Source organism: Ectopseudomonas oleovorans, assembly GCF_029845265.1.
Lineage (GTDB): Bacteria > Pseudomonadota > Gammaproteobacteria > Pseudomonadales > Pseudomonadaceae > Aquipseudomonas > Aquipseudomonas oleovorans.
In genome coordinates, this window is record NZ_JAOCLK010000016.1 from 1 (window position 1) to 13,864 (window position 13,864).

14 protein-coding genes and 2 tRNA genes are annotated in these 13,864 nt (G+C 62.7%); 7 read left to right on the top strand and 9 right to left on the bottom strand.

Features of this window, described 5'->3' with window-relative positions:
• On the top strand, positions 1–136 hold a 136-nt coding region (locus N5J71_RS10395; protein WP_279916846.1), incomplete at its 5' end, for a transposase domain-containing protein.
• Between the two features lie 256 nt (positions 137–392).
• On the opposite strand, the gene ychF is transcribed toward N5J71_RS10395, so the two are convergent.
• The 9 genes from ychF to N5J71_RS10440 all read right to left on the bottom strand — a co-directional run bounded on the left by ychF (position 393) and on the right by N5J71_RS10440 (position 7,521).
• Positions 393–1,493 (bottom strand): redox-regulated ATPase YchF, encoded by a 1,101-nt coding sequence (gene ychF, locus N5J71_RS10400; protein WP_074861200.1) that lies wholly within the window; start codon positions 1,491–1,493, stop codon positions 393–395.
• 25 nt (positions 1,494–1,518) lie between these two features.
• Complete coding sequence (pth, locus tag N5J71_RS10405; protein WP_279916823.1) at positions 1,519–2,109, bottom strand: aminoacyl-tRNA hydrolase; 591 nt, start codon at positions 2,107–2,109, stop codon at positions 1,519–1,521.
• A gap of 63 nt (positions 2,110–2,172) precedes the next feature.
• Positions 2,173–2,778 (bottom strand): 50S ribosomal protein L25/general stress protein Ctc, encoded by a 606-nt coding sequence (locus tag N5J71_RS10410; RefSeq protein WP_003459503.1) that lies wholly within the window; start codon positions 2,776–2,778, stop codon positions 2,173–2,175.
• 107 nt (positions 2,779–2,885) lie between these two features.
• The gene (locus N5J71_RS10415; protein ID WP_003244667.1) at positions 2,886–3,827 is read right to left on the bottom strand and encodes a ribose-phosphate pyrophosphokinase; all 942 of its coding nucleotides are present in this window, start codon (positions 3,825–3,827) and stop codon (positions 2,886–2,888) included.
• 46 nt (positions 3,828–3,873) lie between these two features.
• Positions 3,874–3,948: transfer RNA gene (locus N5J71_RS10420), tRNA-Gln, on the bottom strand.
• Positions 3,949–4,004: 56 nt separating this feature from the next.
• Positions 4,005–4,079, bottom strand: a tRNA-Gln gene (locus N5J71_RS10425).
• Positions 4,080–4,105: 26 nt separating this feature from the next.
• Positions 4,106–4,981, bottom strand: coding sequence for a 4-(cytidine 5'-diphospho)-2-C-methyl-D-erythritol kinase (gene ispE, locus N5J71_RS10430; RefSeq protein WP_279916824.1), 876 nt, complete (start codon positions 4,979–4,981; stop codon positions 4,106–4,108).
• A 198-nt stretch (positions 4,982–5,179) separates the two neighbouring features.
• Complete coding sequence (lolB, locus tag N5J71_RS10435) at positions 5,180–5,797, bottom strand: lipoprotein insertase outer membrane protein LolB (protein ID WP_039964354.1); 618 nt, start codon at positions 5,795–5,797, stop codon at positions 5,180–5,182.
• Positions 5,794–7,521: a tetratricopeptide repeat protein gene (locus tag N5J71_RS10440; RefSeq protein ID WP_279916825.1), complete on the bottom strand. Its 1,728-nt coding sequence runs from the start codon at positions 7,519–7,521 to the stop codon at positions 5,794–5,796. Before N5J71_RS10440 ends, lolB begins: the two co-directional genes overlap by 4 nt.
• A gap of 208 nt (positions 7,522–7,729) precedes the next feature.
• Between N5J71_RS10440 and hemA the strand changes: the two genes are divergently transcribed.
• The 6 genes from hemA to N5J71_RS10470 all read left to right on the top strand — a co-directional run bounded on the left by hemA (position 7,730) and on the right by N5J71_RS10470 (position 13,298).
• The gene (hemA, locus tag N5J71_RS10445; protein ID WP_104729116.1) at positions 7,730–9,010 is read left to right on the top strand and encodes a glutamyl-tRNA reductase; all 1,281 of its coding nucleotides are present in this window, start codon (positions 7,730–7,732) and stop codon (positions 9,008–9,010) included.
• Positions 9,007–10,089 carry a peptide chain release factor 1 gene (gene prfA, locus N5J71_RS10450; RefSeq protein WP_074861193.1) on the top strand — a complete coding sequence of 361 codons (1,083 nt, stop codon included), beginning with the start codon at positions 9,007–9,009 and terminating at the stop codon, positions 10,087–10,089. Before hemA ends, prfA begins: the two co-directional genes overlap by 4 nt.
• Before the next feature lie 40 nt (positions 10,090–10,129).
• On the top strand, positions 10,130–10,963 hold the full coding sequence (gene prmC / locus N5J71_RS10455; protein ID WP_003459512.1) for a peptide chain release factor N(5)-glutamine methyltransferase: 834 nt from the start codon (positions 10,130–10,132) through the stop codon (positions 10,961–10,963).
• Between the two features lie 4 nt (positions 10,964–10,967).
• On the top strand, positions 10,968–11,717 hold the full coding sequence (locus tag N5J71_RS10460; RefSeq protein WP_074861203.1) for a molybdopterin-synthase adenylyltransferase MoeB: 750 nt from the start codon (positions 10,968–10,970) through the stop codon (positions 11,715–11,717).
• Positions 11,718–11,894: 177 nt separating this feature from the next.
• Positions 11,895–12,686: a glutamate racemase gene (gene murI, locus N5J71_RS10465; protein ID WP_257598766.1), complete on the top strand. Its 792-nt coding sequence runs from the start codon at positions 11,895–11,897 to the stop codon at positions 12,684–12,686.
• A gap of 96 nt (positions 12,687–12,782) precedes the next feature.
• Positions 12,783–13,298: an acyloxyacyl hydrolase gene (locus N5J71_RS10470; RefSeq protein WP_279916826.1), complete on the top strand. Its 516-nt coding sequence runs from the start codon at positions 12,783–12,785 to the stop codon at positions 13,296–13,298.
• The last annotated feature ends 566 nt before the right edge of the window (positions 13,299–13,864 follow it).

Sequence of the window (13,864 nt, forward strand, 5' to 3'; positions counted from 1 at the left end):
CGCCAAGGCTAATGGGCGAGAGCCCTATGCCTGGTTGCGCCACATCCTTGAACGCCTGCCAGCGGCGAGCCGCGTCGAGGGTTACGAAGCGCTGCTGCCGTGGAGTTGCTCGCCAGCTTCTGCCTCTGCTTCCTGAAAAAAAACCGTCCGCCAGGACGGGGTTTATGGAGCGGTTACGTGACTACATTGGTCGATTTTTCTGGGAAGGACTGGTCTAGTCAGCATTGGGGAGTGCTGAAAAGCCCATTTCCTGGGGTGGCCTGGTTCAGTCGGGTCGTTCGTAGCGGATTCATAATGCCCGGTTCGCGCTAGCCGCTACCTGGAGATTCCCAAACCCCAAAAACAACAAAACCCCGCTTCGCGGGGTTTTGTTCATGCACTGCTCCCAACGATCAAACGTTAAAGCGGAAGTGCATCACGTCGCCGTCCTTGACGATGTAGTCCTTGCCTTCCAGGCGCCATTTGCCGGCTTCCTTGGCGCCGGCTTCGCCCTTGTACTGGATGAAGTCGTTGTAGGCGATGACTTCGGCGCGGATGAAGCCTTTTTCAAAGTCGGTGTGGATCGCTGCAGCCGACTGCGGGGCGGTGGCGCCGACTTTGACGGTCCAGGCGCGTACTTCCTTCACGCCAGCGGTGAAGTAGGTCTGCAGGTTGAGCAGCGAGTAACCGGCGCGGATCACGCGGTTCAGGCCCGGCTCTTCCATGCCCATGGTTTCGAGGAACATCTGCATTTCTTCGAGATCGTCCAGTTCGGCGATCTCGGCTTCGATCTTGTTGCACACCGGTACGACGATGGCGCCTTCCGCTTCGGCGATGGCGTTGACCACGTCGAGGTGCGGGTTGTTCTCGAAGCCGTCTTCGGCGACGTTGGCGATGTACATCACCGGCTTGGTGGTGAGCAGGTGGAAGGTCTTGGCCAGGCGCTTCTCGTCGTCACCCAGGTCTTTGAGCAGGCTGCGTGCCGGCTTGCCTTCGGTGAGGTGGGGGATGAGCTTTTCCAGCAGGGCCTTCTGCGCCACGGATTCCTTGTCGCCACCCTTGGCGGTGCGAGCCACGCGCTGCAGTTGCTTCTCGCAGCTGTCGAGGTCGGCCATGATCAGTTCGAGGTCGATGATCTCGATGTCGCGCTTGGGGTCGACGCTGTTGGCAACGTGGATGACGTTCTCGTCTTCGAAGCAGCGCACCACGTGGGCGATGGCGTCGGTCTCGCGGATGTTGGCGAGGAACTTGTTGCCCAGGCCTTCACCTTTCGACGCGCCCGCTACCAGGCCGGCGATGTCGACGAATTCCATGGTGGTGGGGATGACCTTTTCGGGCTTGACGATCTCGGCCAGGGCATCCAGGCGCGGGTCGGGCATGGGCACGATGCCGCTGTTCGGCTCGATGGTGCAGAAGGGGAAGTTCTCCGCCGCGATGCCGGATTTGGTGAGGGCGTTGAACAGGGTGGACTTGCCGACGTTGGGCAGGCCGACGATGCCGCAGTTGAATCCCATGATGTGTCCCTCGGGGGAAAGGTGGTTACTTGGTGGCCTTCTGGCTATGCAGTTTGCGCATGGCCACGGCCCAGTCGCCGGCAAGTATTTCCGGCAGGACGTCCAAGGCGAAGTCGATGCTCTTGTCGAGCAGTTCCTGTTCGCTGCGTGGGGCGCGTCCGAGCACGTAGCCGGATACCAGGCTGGCGTGCCCCGGATGGCCGATGCCGAGCCGCAGGCGATGGAAGTTATTCTGGTTGCCGAGCTGGGCGATGATGTCGCGCAGGCCGTTGTGCCCACCGTGGCCGCCGCCCTGTTTGAGCTTGGCGACGCCGGGTGGCATGTCGAGTTCGTCGTGGGCCACCAGGATTTCTTCGGGCTTGAGCTTGAAGAAATTGGCCAAGGCCGCCACGGACTGGCCGCTGCGGTTCATGTAGGTGGTGGGGATGAGCAGGCGAACTTCGCGCCCCTGGTGAACGAACTTGCCCACCAGGCCGAAATATTTGCGATCGACGCTGAGGTTGACGCGCTGGCTCTCGGCCACGCGCTCAACGAAAAGGGCCCCTGCATTGTGCCGGGTCTGGTCGTATTCGGGGCCGGGGTTACCCAGGCCAACGATCAGTTGTACGGCAGTCATACAGGAGCCCTTTTGAGGAAATCGCCCGGCGTGATCGCCTGCCGGGCGGGTTCCGCGCTGCGATTACTCGGCAGCGCCTTCTTCGTCTTTAACGCGGCTGGCGTGGATGTTGGAGACAGCCAGGTCGTTACCGTGAGCCAGAGCAACCAGCTCAACGCCTTTCGGCAGCTTCAGGTCGGACATGTGGACAGTCTGGCCAACTTCCACGGCAGCCATGTCGACTTCGATGAATTCCGGCAGGTCTTTCGGCAGGCAGGAAACTTCGACTTCGCTGATGGTGTGGGAGATCTCGCCACCTTGCTGCTTCACGCCAACGGCGGTTGCTTCGTTGATGAAGTGCAGGGGTACGTGGGCGGTCAGTTTCTGGCCGGCTACGACGCGCTGGAAGTCAGCGTGCAGAACGAAGCCTTTGGCCGGGTGGCGCTGCAGGGCTTTGATCAGAACGTTTTCTTTGGTACCGGCAACGTCCAGGCTCAGGACGTGGCTGAAGGCAGCTTCGTTTTCCAGCAGCTTGGCCAGGTCTTTGGCCAGCAGGCTGATCGATTGCGGGGCTTTGTCGCCACCGTAGATCACGGCAGGCACCATGGACACGTTACGACGCAGGCGGCGGCTCGCACCTTTCCCCAGGTCGGAACGCACTTCGGCATTCAGGGCAAATTCAACAGTCATTTCACATCTCCAAAATAACCAAACCGCCTTGTGGCTTGCGACCAGCCTCGGGCGGTAGGGCAAAAAGCCCCGCACGAGGCGGGGCAGTGTGATCTGGCCAGTTCCGCTTAGCGGAACATGGCGCTGATCGATTCTTCGTTGCTGATGCGGCGAACCGCTTCGGCGACGACCGGGGCGATGTCGAGCTGGCGAATGCGCGAGCAGGACTGCGCCGCAGCGGACAGCGGGATGGTGTTGGTGACCACCAGCTCGTCCAGGACGGAATTCTCGATGTTCTCGATGGCGCGGCCGGACAGCACCGGGTGGGTGCAGTAGGCGTAGACCTTGGCGGCGCCGCGCTCTTTCAGCGCTTTGGCGGCGTGGCACAGGGTGCCGGCAGTGTCGACCATGTCGTCGACCAGGATGCAGGTACGGCCTTCGACGTCACCGATGATGTGCATCACTTCGGACTGGTTGGCCTTCTCACGACGCTTGTCGATGATCGCCAGGTCGACGCCCAGGCTCTTGGCCACGGCGCGAGCACGTACGACGCCACCGATATCGGGGGAGACGATCATCAGGTTGTCGAAGCGCTGGTCTTCGATGTCGTCGACCAGGACCGGGGAGCCGTAGATGTTGTCCACCGGGATGTCGAAGAAGCCCTGGATCTGGTCAGCGTGCAGGTCGACGGTCAGCACGCGGTCGATACCGACCACGGTGAGCATGTCGGCAACCACTTTGGCGCTGATTGCCACGCGCGCGGAACGCGGACGGCGATCCTGGCGGGCATAACCGAAGTAGGGGATGACTGCAGTGATGCGAGTCGCCGAGGAACGGCGGAAGGCGTCGGCCATCACTACCAGTTCCATCAGGTTGTCGTTGGTGGGTGCACAGGTCGGCTGAATCAGGAAGACGTCCTTACCGCGAACGTTCTCGTTGATTTCGATCATGACTTCGCCGTCGGAGAACTTACCGACCGAAGCATCGCCGAGGGGAATGTGCAGCTGACGAACGATCCGTCGCGCCAGATCGGGGTTTGCGTTCCCCGTGAAGACCATCATCTTGGACACGCGCAGTACCTGCCGGCTGGGGGTATACCTGGATGGGTATGGAAAATGGCAGGGGCGGCTGGATTCGAACCAACGCATGCCAGGATCAAAACCTGGTGCCTTACCGCTTGGCGACGCCCCTATATTCTGTGTTGAATGCTTTTTGACTCGGTTCTCGATGCCTCCCGAGGGAGGTTATGGCAGGGGCGGCTGGATTCGAACCAACGCATGCCAGGATCAAAACCTGGTGCCTTACCGCTTGGCGACGCCCCTGTATCGTATAACCGAATGCTGAGCATTCACTTCTTGGCCAATGCTTGGAGCTTGCGGTGCAGCATCGAAATGTTGCGACCTTGAGCGACAAAACTCGGCAGAGTGCCTGGAAGTTGGCGGGCGACTTTATCAGCATCGTCCCGATTTGGGAAGCTCCCAAATATGCAAGCTCCAGTGCCGGTCAATCTAGCTGAAACAAATTTGTTCAACAAGATCAAAGCGTTACGAACTTCAGGGTAACGCTTCTCTACGACCGGCTGGCAGTCGTTTCGACCACCCCCCGCAAGAAGGCTGCGAACTTTAATGGGCGGCGTATCCCGTGTCAACTCGGGCGAGCCGAAAACTTCTGCTGTGCTTACAAAGACTTGCGGTACGGCGACGAGGAACCAGGGTTCGTCCAGTTTTACGGGGGTCAGGCGCTCGCCAACGCCCTCGGCGAAGGCGGCGTGGCCGCGCACGAATACCGGCACGTCGGCGCCGAGGGCCAGGCCCAGTTCGGCCAGACGATCTTCGCCCAGTTGGGTGCTCCACAGGTGGTCGAGGCCGAGCAGGGTAGTGGCGGCATCCGAGCTGCCGCCGCCGATGCCGCCGCCCATGGGCAGGCGTTTGTCCAGCCAGATATCGGCGCCCAGTAGGGTGCCGCTGGCTGCCTGCAACCTTTTGGCCGCACGCACGATCAGGTTGCTGTCATGCGGTACGCCTTCGATGGGCGTGTGCAGGCGGATTTCGCCATCCTGGCGAACGCTGAAGCCGAGTTCGTCGCCGTGGTCGAGAAACTGAAACAGGGTCTGCAGCTCGTGATAGCCGTCGGCGCGGCGGCCGAGGATATGCAGCATCAGGTTGAGCTTGGCGGGGGCGGGCAGGATCAGTTCGGCGTGGCTGGGGATGGCGGTGTTGGTCATGGAGTGCGCTGAAGAGTCGTGTTAGGGGCGGGGGAGAGGGGCGGCAAATCACCCTCTCCCCGGCCCTCTCCCATAAATGGGAGAGGAAGTGGTTCGCGGAAGTAGCAGGCCGCGTGGCCTATCCACGCGGCTGCGTGCTATGGGCGGCGCTGGGCAAGCTGTCGCGGCTGAAGCCCCTCCCACAGAGAATGTGGTCGCTTACTGCCCCAACTGACGCGGCTGCCAGTCCTTGATCACCAGGGTCACTTCCAGGTCCTGGCCGTAGAGCTTCAGGCGCTCCGGCAGGGCGTAGCCGTTCTGCTCGGTGTAGCGCTGGTATTCGACCTGCCAGCCGTCCTGTTCCAGCTGCGCCAGGTGGCTTTGCTCATCGAGTGTAATGCGGCTGCGGCTTTCCGGGGCGGGCAGGCCGCGAATCCACCAGAGCAGGTTGGACACTGGCAGGTCCAGGCGCAGTTGCTCTTGCAGCAGGGCTTCCGGCGATTCGGCGCGGAAACGACCGCGGTTGGATACTTCCAGCAGGATGTCGCCCGGGCGGCCGGTCAGGCGGGCGGCGCCGCCACCCAGCGGGCCGGACAGGCGAATGTCGTAGTAATCCTGGCGCTGCAGCCAGAACAGGGTGGCGCTACCGGAATCCTGCGGGGCGCGGATGCCGATCTTGCCGTTGATCTGCCAGCCGTCGAGCTGAGTGATCTGCTCTTTGTGGGCTTTCCACTGGGCCGGGTCGCCCTGGCCTTCCAGCGCTTCGTGCGAGGTGAGGCCGGCGCAGCCGGCGAGCAGGGCGATAAGGCTGAATACGAGTAGGTGACGAAGCATCAAAGAGTCTCGGAACCGGTCAGGCGCAACAGCGTGTCACGCAGAATGGGGCTGTCGGGCGTTGCGCTGAGGGCGTCGCGCCAGACGCGTCGGGCGTCGCGCTGCTTGCCTTGGGCCCAGAGCACTTCGCCGAGGTGGGCGGCCACTTCGTGGTCGGGGAATTTCTCCAGGGCCTGGCGCAGCAGGCGCTCGGCCTCGTCGAGGTTGCCCTGGCGATAGTTGACCCAGCCGAGGCTGTCGAGAATCGCCGGGTCGTCCGGGTTGAGCTGGTGCGCTTTCTCGATCAGCTCGCGCGCTTCTTCATAGCGCGTGGTGCGGTCGGCCAGGGTGTAGCCGAGGGCGTTGAGCGCCATGGCGTGTTCCGGCTCGCGCTGGATGATATAGCGTAGGTCGGTTTCCAGCTGGGTCAGGTCATCGCGCTTTTCCGCGAGCATGGCGCGGGTATAAAGCAGGTTCAGGTCGTTGGGGTACTGTTCCAGCCCTTCGTTGATCACCTTCCAGGCCGCCTCGACCTGGCGGTGATTGCTCAGGCCTTCGGCTTCGATCAGGTACAGCTGGATGGCGTAATCGGGCTGTGCGCTGCGTGCCTGGGCCAGGCGTGCGCTGGCTTCTTCATTGCGCTGTTGGGCGAACAGCAGTTCGGCCTGGCGTTGCTGGGCCGGCAGATAGTCGTTGCTCGGGCCGACCAGGGCGTATTCCTGCAGAGCTCTGTCGTTGTCGCTCAGCGCTTCGTAAGCGCGGCCGAGGTTGTAGTGCGCGGCATCGACATGGCTGCGGCGTTCGACCAGCTCTTCGAGGTAGACGATGGCTTCTTCCCAGGCTTCAGCTTCCAGGCACACCAGCGCCAGGGAGAAACGCAGGTCGTCGTCGTTGGGGTTTTCCTGCACCAGCTTGGCGAACTCGCCCTTGGCGTCGTCGAGGCGATCCTGCTCGACCAGCAGGCGCGCATAGGTCAGGCGCAGGCGTTTGTCGTCGGGGTTGTTGCGGATGCCTTTCTGCAGGATCGGCATGGCCTCTTTGCCACGGCCGAGGCTCTGCAGCAGGCGGGCGCGCAGCAGGATCGGCGATACCTCGTTGCTGCTCGCCGCGCTGTCTTCGAGCAGCTTCAGTGCCTCTTCGGCGCGGCCGTCCTGTTGCAGGAGGATGGCCTTGCCGAACAGCAGCTGGCTGTTGTCCGGGTTCTTGCTCAGCAGGCGATCGAAGCCCTGCAGCAGGCCGGCGCGGGTATCCGGGTCGGTTTCTGCGGCGGACAGGGCGAGGAAGTCGAAGTGGGTATCGCCCTGGCGCTGCAGCACCTGCTCCATATAGGTCATGGATTCGTCGTAACGGCCAGCGCGGGCCAGCTGCACGGCGGCGGCGCGTTGGGCGTCGATGTTGCTTGGCGCGCTCCTGGCCCAGATCAGTGCGCTGTCGAGCGCGGCCTGTTCGGCGCCGAGGTACTCGGCAATACGGAAGGCGCGTTCGGCAACACCGGCATCGCCAGTGGCGTTGGCCTGCTGCACGTAGTTGCTGAGGGCGATGTCGAAGCGATTGCGCTGCCCGGCCAGCTCGGCAGTGAGCAGGGCGAACAGGGTTTCCTCGCTGAACGAGCCGTATTCGCTCGGTTCCAGCTGGGTGGTCTGATCGGCTTCCTGTACCGGCGGCGTACCGTCCGGCTCGCTGGGGGCGAAGGTTTGGCAGCCGCTGAGGAAGGCGAATGCAGTGAGCAACGCGAGGGGTCTGTTCATAGTGCCTTGTCGTGCGTTATTCCGGGGCGGGGCCGTGCTGGCGCGTGCCCTGCGACGTTCGCGGCATCATGACACAAGCCTTGGAGCAAGCCCACTGGCCAGGACGATGCGGCGAACTGTCTATTGGGACAATAGGTCGCGGGAGTTGTTCTCTCGGGGGCGAAGTAGGACAATTGCCGGCTCCCGTATTGCCCCTCAGCGACCCTGCATGGCCTTTATCGCCCTCGGTATCAACCACAAGACCGCCTCGGTAGAGGTGCGCGAGCGCGTTGCTTTCACCCCGGAGCAACTGGTCGAGGCGTTGCAGCAGCTGTGTCGGCTGACACCCAGCCGCGAGGCAGCGATCCTCTCTACCTGCAACCGCAGCGAGTTGTACCTGGAGCAAGATCAACTGAGCAGCGATGAAGTGCTGCAGTGGCTGGCCGACTATCATCGCCTGAGTGTCGACGAATTGCGCGCCTGCGCCTACGTGTACAGCGAGGAGGACGCGGTTCGGCACATGATGCGCGTCGCCTGCGGGCTTGACTCGATGGTGCTGGGCGAGCCGCAGATTCTCGGCCAGCTCAAGTCCGCCTACGCCGTGGCGCGTGAGGCCGGCACCGTCGGGCCATTGCTCGGGCGCCTGTTCCAGGCCACCTTCAGCACCGCCAAGACCGTGCGCACCGACACTGCCATCGGTGAAAACCCGGTGTCCGTGGCCTTCGCTGCCGTGAGCCTGGCCAAGCAGATCTTCGCCGACCTGCACCGCAGCCAGGCGCTGCTGATCGGCGCCGGCGAAACCATCAGCCTGGTCGCCCGCCACCTGCATGATCAGGGCATCAAGCGCATCGTCGTCGCTAACCGCACCCTGGAGCGCGCCAGCCAGTTGGCCGAGCAGTTCGGCGCGCATGCGGTGCTGCTGTCGGACATCCCCGATGAGCTGGCGCACAGCGATATCGTCATCAGCTCCACCGCCAGCCAGTTGCCGATTCTCGGCAAGGGGGCGGTGGAAAGCGCGCTGAAAAAACGCAGGCACAAGCCGATCTTCATGGTCGACATCGCCGTGCCGCGTGATATCGAGCCACAGGTGGGCGAGCTGGACGACGTTTACCTCTATACCGTCGACGACCTGCACGAGGTCATCGAGGAAAACCTCAAGAGCCGCCAGGGCGCGGCGCAGGCAGCCGAGGAGCTGGTGGCAGCCGGTACCGACGATTTCATGCTGCGCCTGCGCGAGCTGGCCGCAGTCGATGTGCTCAAGGCCTATCGCCAGCAGGCCGAGCGTCTGCGCGACGAGGAACTGGCCAAGGCGCAGCGCATGCTGGTCAATGGCAGCAATCCCGAAGATGTGCTGGCGCAACTGGCCCGTGGCCTGACCAACAAGCTGCTGCACGCACCCAGCGTACGCATGAAGAAACTCACCGCCGAGGGGCGCGTCGATGCGCTCAGCCTGGCCCAGGAATTGTTCGCTCTCGACGAGAGCGCGCCGCAGGACAAAGGTCTGCAATGAAAGCTTCACTGTTGAACAAGCTGGACAACCTCAGCGACCGCTTCGAGGAACTGACGGCGCTGCTCGGCGATGCCGAGGTGATTTCCAAGCAGACGCAGTTTCGCGCCTATTCCAAGGAATACGCCGAGATCGAGCCGGTGATTGCCACCTTCCGCGAGCTGCGCAAGGTACAGAGCGACCTCGAAGGCGCTCAGGCGCTGCTCAAGGACAGCGACGCGGACATGCGCGAGATGGCCGAAGAGGAAGTGGCCCAGGCCAAGGAAGCGCTGGTCACCCTGGAAGACAAGCTGCAGCGCATGCTGCTGCCGAAAGACCCCAACGACGGCCGCAACGTCTATCTGGAAATCCGCGCCGGCACCGGCGGTGACGAGGCGGCGATCTTCTCCGGCGACCTGTTCCGCATGTACTCGCGCTATGCCGAGAGGCAGGGTTGGCGCGTCGAGGTGCTGTCGGCCAACGAAGGCGAGCACGGCGGTTTCAAGGAAGTGATCGCCCGTGTCGAGGGCGACAACGTCTACGCCAAGCTCAAGTTCGAGTCCGGTGCTCATCGCGTGCAGCGCGTGCCAGAAACCGAATCCCAGGGCCGCATCCACACCTCCGCCTGCACTGTGGCGGTATTGCCGGAGCCGGACGAGCAGGCGGCCATCGAGATCAACCCGGCCGATTTGCGCGTAGACACCTACCGCTCATCCGGCGCCGGTGGCCAGCACGTCAACACCACCGACTCGGCGATCCGCATCACCCACATTCCCACCGGCACCGTGGTGGAATGTCAGGAAGAACGCTCGCAGCACAAGAACCGCGCCAAGGCCATGGCCTGGTTGGCGGCCAAGCTGCAGGACCAGCAGGAAGCGGCGGCGCACAAGGAAATCTCCGAAACGCGCAAGCTGCTGGTGGGCTCGGGCGACCGCTCCGAGCGCATCCGCACCTACAACTTCCCGCAGGGCCGGGTGACCGACCACCGCATTAACCTGACCCTGTATTCGCTGAACGACGTGATCGCAGGCGGCGTCGACGCCATCATCGAGCCGCTGCTGGCCGAGTACCAGGCCGACCAGTTGGCGGCGTTGGGCGATTAAGTGCAGCGGTGCGCATGGCTGGCGCCGCTACGAGAACGACATGGCCACCATTGAATCCCTGCTTAACAGCGCCGACCTGCCCGACTCGCCCACGCCGCGGCTGGACGCCGAGCTGCTGTTGGCGGCCGCGCTGAACAAGCCGCGCAGTTACCTGCGTACCTGGCCGGAGCGCGAGCTGGATGACGAGCAACTGGCCCTGTTTCAGAACCACCTGCAACGCCGTCGTCAGGGCGAGCCAGTCGCTTATATCCTCGGTCATCAGGGCTTCTGGAGCCTCGATCTGGAAGTGGCGCCACATACCCTGATTCCACGTCCGGACACCGAACTGCTGGTGGAAACCGCGCTCGAACTGCTGCCGGCCACGCCGCTGGCTGTACTCGATCTGGGCACCGGCACCGGCGCCATCGCCCTGGCCCTGGCCAGCGAGCGTCCGGCCTGGCAGGTGACCGGCGTGGATCGCGTCGAGGACGCCGTGGCCCTGGCTGAGCGCAACCGTCAGCGCCTGCAACTGGGTAACGCAGCGTTCTTGCATAGCCACTGGTTCTCTGCACTGAGCGGACAGCGTTATGGCCTGATCCTGAGCAACCCACCCTATATCCGCGCTGACGACCAGCATCTCGAACAGGGTGATGTGCGTTTCGAACCGAGCAGCGCTCTGATCGCCGGCAGCGACGGGCTGAACGATATTCGTGTGATCATCCAGGCCGCGCCGCAGCACCTGCTGTCCGGTGGCTGGCTGCTGCTGGAGCATGGCTTCGATCAGGCCGAGGCCGTGCGCAGCTTGCTCAGCGAGGGCGGCTTCGTCGCGGTCAATAGTCGGCGTGACCTGGGTGGTCATGAGCGCATCAGTTTGGGACGTTTCGACCGTGAGTGATCAGATGCTGAGCGATGATGAGCTGCTGCGTTACAGCCGGCAGATCCTGCTGAAACAGATTGATGTGCAAGGCCAGCTGCGCCTTAAACAGGGCCGTGTATTGATCGTCGGTATGGGCGGGCTGGGCTCGCCGGTGGCGCTGTATCTGGCGGCCGCTGGCGTCGGTGAGTTGCACCTGGCGGACTTCGATACGGTGGACCTGACCAACCTGCAGCGGCAGATCGCCCACGACACCGCCAGCATCGGCCAGGCTAAGGTGGATTCGGCCATGGCGCGGCTGGGGGCGATCAATCCGCAGATCACACTGGTGCCGCATCGGCAGGCGTTGGACGTCGACTCGCTGGCCGCCGCCGTGAGCTCCGTCGACCTGGTGCTGGACTGCTCGGACAATTTCTCCACCCGCGAGGCGGTCAATGCTGCCTGCGTCGCGGCGGGCAAGCCGCTGGTCTCCGGGGCGGCGATCCGCCTGGAAGGCCAGCTCTCGGTGTTCGATCCGCGCAACGCCGCCAGCCCTTGTTATCACTGCCTGTATGGCCACGGCAGCGAGGCCGAGCTGACCTGCAGCGAAGCCGGCGTGGTCGGCCCGCTGGTGGGGCTGGTCGGTAGCCTGCAGGCACTGGAGGCGCTCAAGCTGCTGGCCGGTTTCGGTGAGCCGCTGGTGGGTCGCTTGCTGCTGATCGATGCGCTGGGCACGCGCTTTCGCGAACTGCGGGTCAAGCGCGACCCGGCTTGCGAGGTGTGCGGTGGGCGCTAACAGGCCGTTGAAAAACGTAGGCGAGGCAGGCAAGACAAGGCAAAAACGGCCGAAAAAGCGCAGTTTACGTGTTGTAAATGAGCATTTTGAGGCCGTTTTTAACGCAGTATTGCCAACGCAGGTAGTTTTTCAACGGCCTGCTAAGGATAGGCTGCGTAGCCGTGGGGATGATTTGAAATGAATCAGTCGCAGGCGCCGATTGGCGTTTTCGACTCCGGCGTCGGCGGCCTGTCGGTGCTGCGCGAGATTCGTCAGCTACTACCCAACGAGTCGCTGCTTTACGTCGCTGACAGCGGCCACGTGCCTTACGGCGAGAAAAGCCCGGAATACATTCGCGAACGCTGCGTGCTAATCACCGAGCACCTGCTGGCGCAGGGTGCCAAGGCCCTGGTGCTGGCCTGCAATACCGCCACGGCCGCAGCTGCCGCCGAGCTGCGCGAGCGTTATGCGGATTTGCCCATCGTCGGCATGGAGCCGGCGGTAAAACCGGCGGCGGCGGCGACCCGCAGTGGCGTGGTCGGTGTGCTGGCAACCACCGGTACGCTCAAGAGCGCCAGGTTCGCTGCACTGCTCGATCGCTTCGCCAATGATGTGCGGGTGATCACCCAGCCCTGTCCGGGGTTGGTGGAATGCATCGAGGCCGGCGAGCTGCAGGCACCGGCCACGCGCGAACTGCTGCAAGGTTATGTGGCGCCGCTGTTGGCCGAGGGCTGTGACACGCTGATTCTCGGCTGCACCCACTATCCCTTCCTGCGTCCGCTGCTGGTCGAGCTGGTGCCACCTTCGGTGACCCTCATCGATACCGGCGCGGCAGTGGCGCGGCAGCTGCAGCGTTTGCTCACTCAGCACGACATGCTGGCAACTGCGCCCACTCGGGCCACTCGCTACTGGAGCAGCGGAAACACTGCGCAACTTTGCCGAGTATTGCCGATTTTGTTGAGTGAAACGGCCGAAGTGCTTTCGATATAGTGAATTTTTTTCGGTTTGGGCTTTCTCTGATATCGAATACTTCTATATTTTTGTAACGAGCCTGATAAAAACTTCCCGCTATACAAGGAATGACTCATGAAGAAGTTATATGCCTTTGCCGCAGCTACGGCCCTGACGTTTGGAATCATGGGTGCTGCGCAGGCTGCGGACGTAACCGCGGCTATTGGTCAGAGTGGCGACTCCACCATGGTTTATCGCTTGGGCGCGCAGTGGGACTGGAACCACAGCTGGCTGGAGAGCAGCTATGGACGTCTGACTGGTTACTGGGACCTGGGTTACACCTACTGGGATGGCGATGACACGGCGAGTAACCACAGCGTTTCTTTCGCGCCGGTATTCGTTTACGAGTTCGCCGGGCAGAACGTGCGTCCGTACATCGAAGCCGGCATCGGCGTTGCGGCGTTCTCCAGCACCGAGCTTGAGAGCAACGATCTGGGCTCGTCGTTTCAGTTCGAAGACCGTATCGGCGTCGGCCTGCGTTTCGCGGGGCAGGAGATTGGTCTGCGTGCCATTCACTATTCCAACGCGGGCCTGAAGAACCCCAATGACGGCGCGGAAGCCTACACCGTGCATTACCGCATGAGCTTCTGAATAAAAAGACCGGGCAAGCCCCTAATGCCAGTCAGTTAAGCTGACTGGCATTTTTATTGTGCGCCAGGCATGGCGCGTAGCGCCGTGACTGGCGCTGTTCGGTTCACTGTGGTGGTGGACTGGACGACTTGGAGGTGAAAGTCCTCTACACACCCGGCAAGGGGAAGTGTTAGCCAGAGGCAAGGGTGTCGCGGGCGACTGCGAATCTGAAGGAAGCCCGAGGCAAAATGCTGGCCTGACGAACAGGAAGCGGATAGAGGCGGCGTAGCGGGGTGAGGTAGCAACGATTGCCAAAGCCCGATACTTGCACGGAACGCTACGACGTAAATCCGACAGGCATAAGCAGGAAGGTCGCGCGAATTACCCTGGGAGATCTGTTTGGCCTGCCATGTGCTACCGGCCCCGAGAGGTGACGGGATGGGCGAACAGAAGTCAGCAGAGGCCGTAGTAGTTGCTCGGAACCGGAGCGATGAAGGGCTGAACCTGTCATGAGTGGATAGTCAGGTGTGCTCTCTGTTGGCGCGTAAAGCAGAAACGCCGTGAACAGCGGTGGTCGAGACCATCAG

Coding starts and splice junctions, on each gene's coding strand:
- ychF (WP_074861200.1), bottom strand. CDS start 1,493: ATGGGATTCAACTGCGGCATCGTCGGCCTGCCCAACGTCGGCAAGTCC.
- pth (WP_279916823.1), bottom strand. CDS start 2,109: ATGACTGCCGTACAACTGATCGTTGGCCTGGGTAACCCCGGCCCCGAA.
- N5J71_RS10410 (WP_003459503.1), bottom strand. CDS start 2,778: ATGACTGTTGAATTTGCCCTGAATGCCGAAGTGCGTTCCGACCTGGGG.
- ispE (WP_279916824.1), bottom strand. CDS start 4,981: ATGACCAACACCGCCATCCCCAGCCACGCCGAACTGATCCTGCCCGCC.
- N5J71_RS10440 (WP_279916825.1), bottom strand. CDS start 7,521: ATGAACAGACCCCTCGCGTTGCTCACTGCATTCGCCTTCCTCAGCGGC.
- hemA (WP_104729116.1), top strand. CDS start 7,730: ATGGCCTTTATCGCCCTCGGTATCAACCACAAGACCGCCTCGGTAGAG.
- prfA (WP_074861193.1), top strand. CDS start 9,007: ATGAAAGCTTCACTGTTGAACAAGCTGGACAACCTCAGCGACCGCTTC.
- prmC (WP_003459512.1), top strand. CDS start 10,130: ATGGCCACCATTGAATCCCTGCTTAACAGCGCCGACCTGCCCGACTCG.
- N5J71_RS10460 (WP_074861203.1), top strand. CDS start 10,968: ATGCTGAGCGATGATGAGCTGCTGCGTTACAGCCGGCAGATCCTGCTG.
- murI (WP_257598766.1), top strand. CDS start 11,895: ATGAATCAGTCGCAGGCGCCGATTGGCGTTTTCGACTCCGGCGTCGGC.
- N5J71_RS10470 (WP_279916826.1), top strand. CDS start 12,783: ATGAAGAAGTTATATGCCTTTGCCGCAGCTACGGCCCTGACGTTTGGA.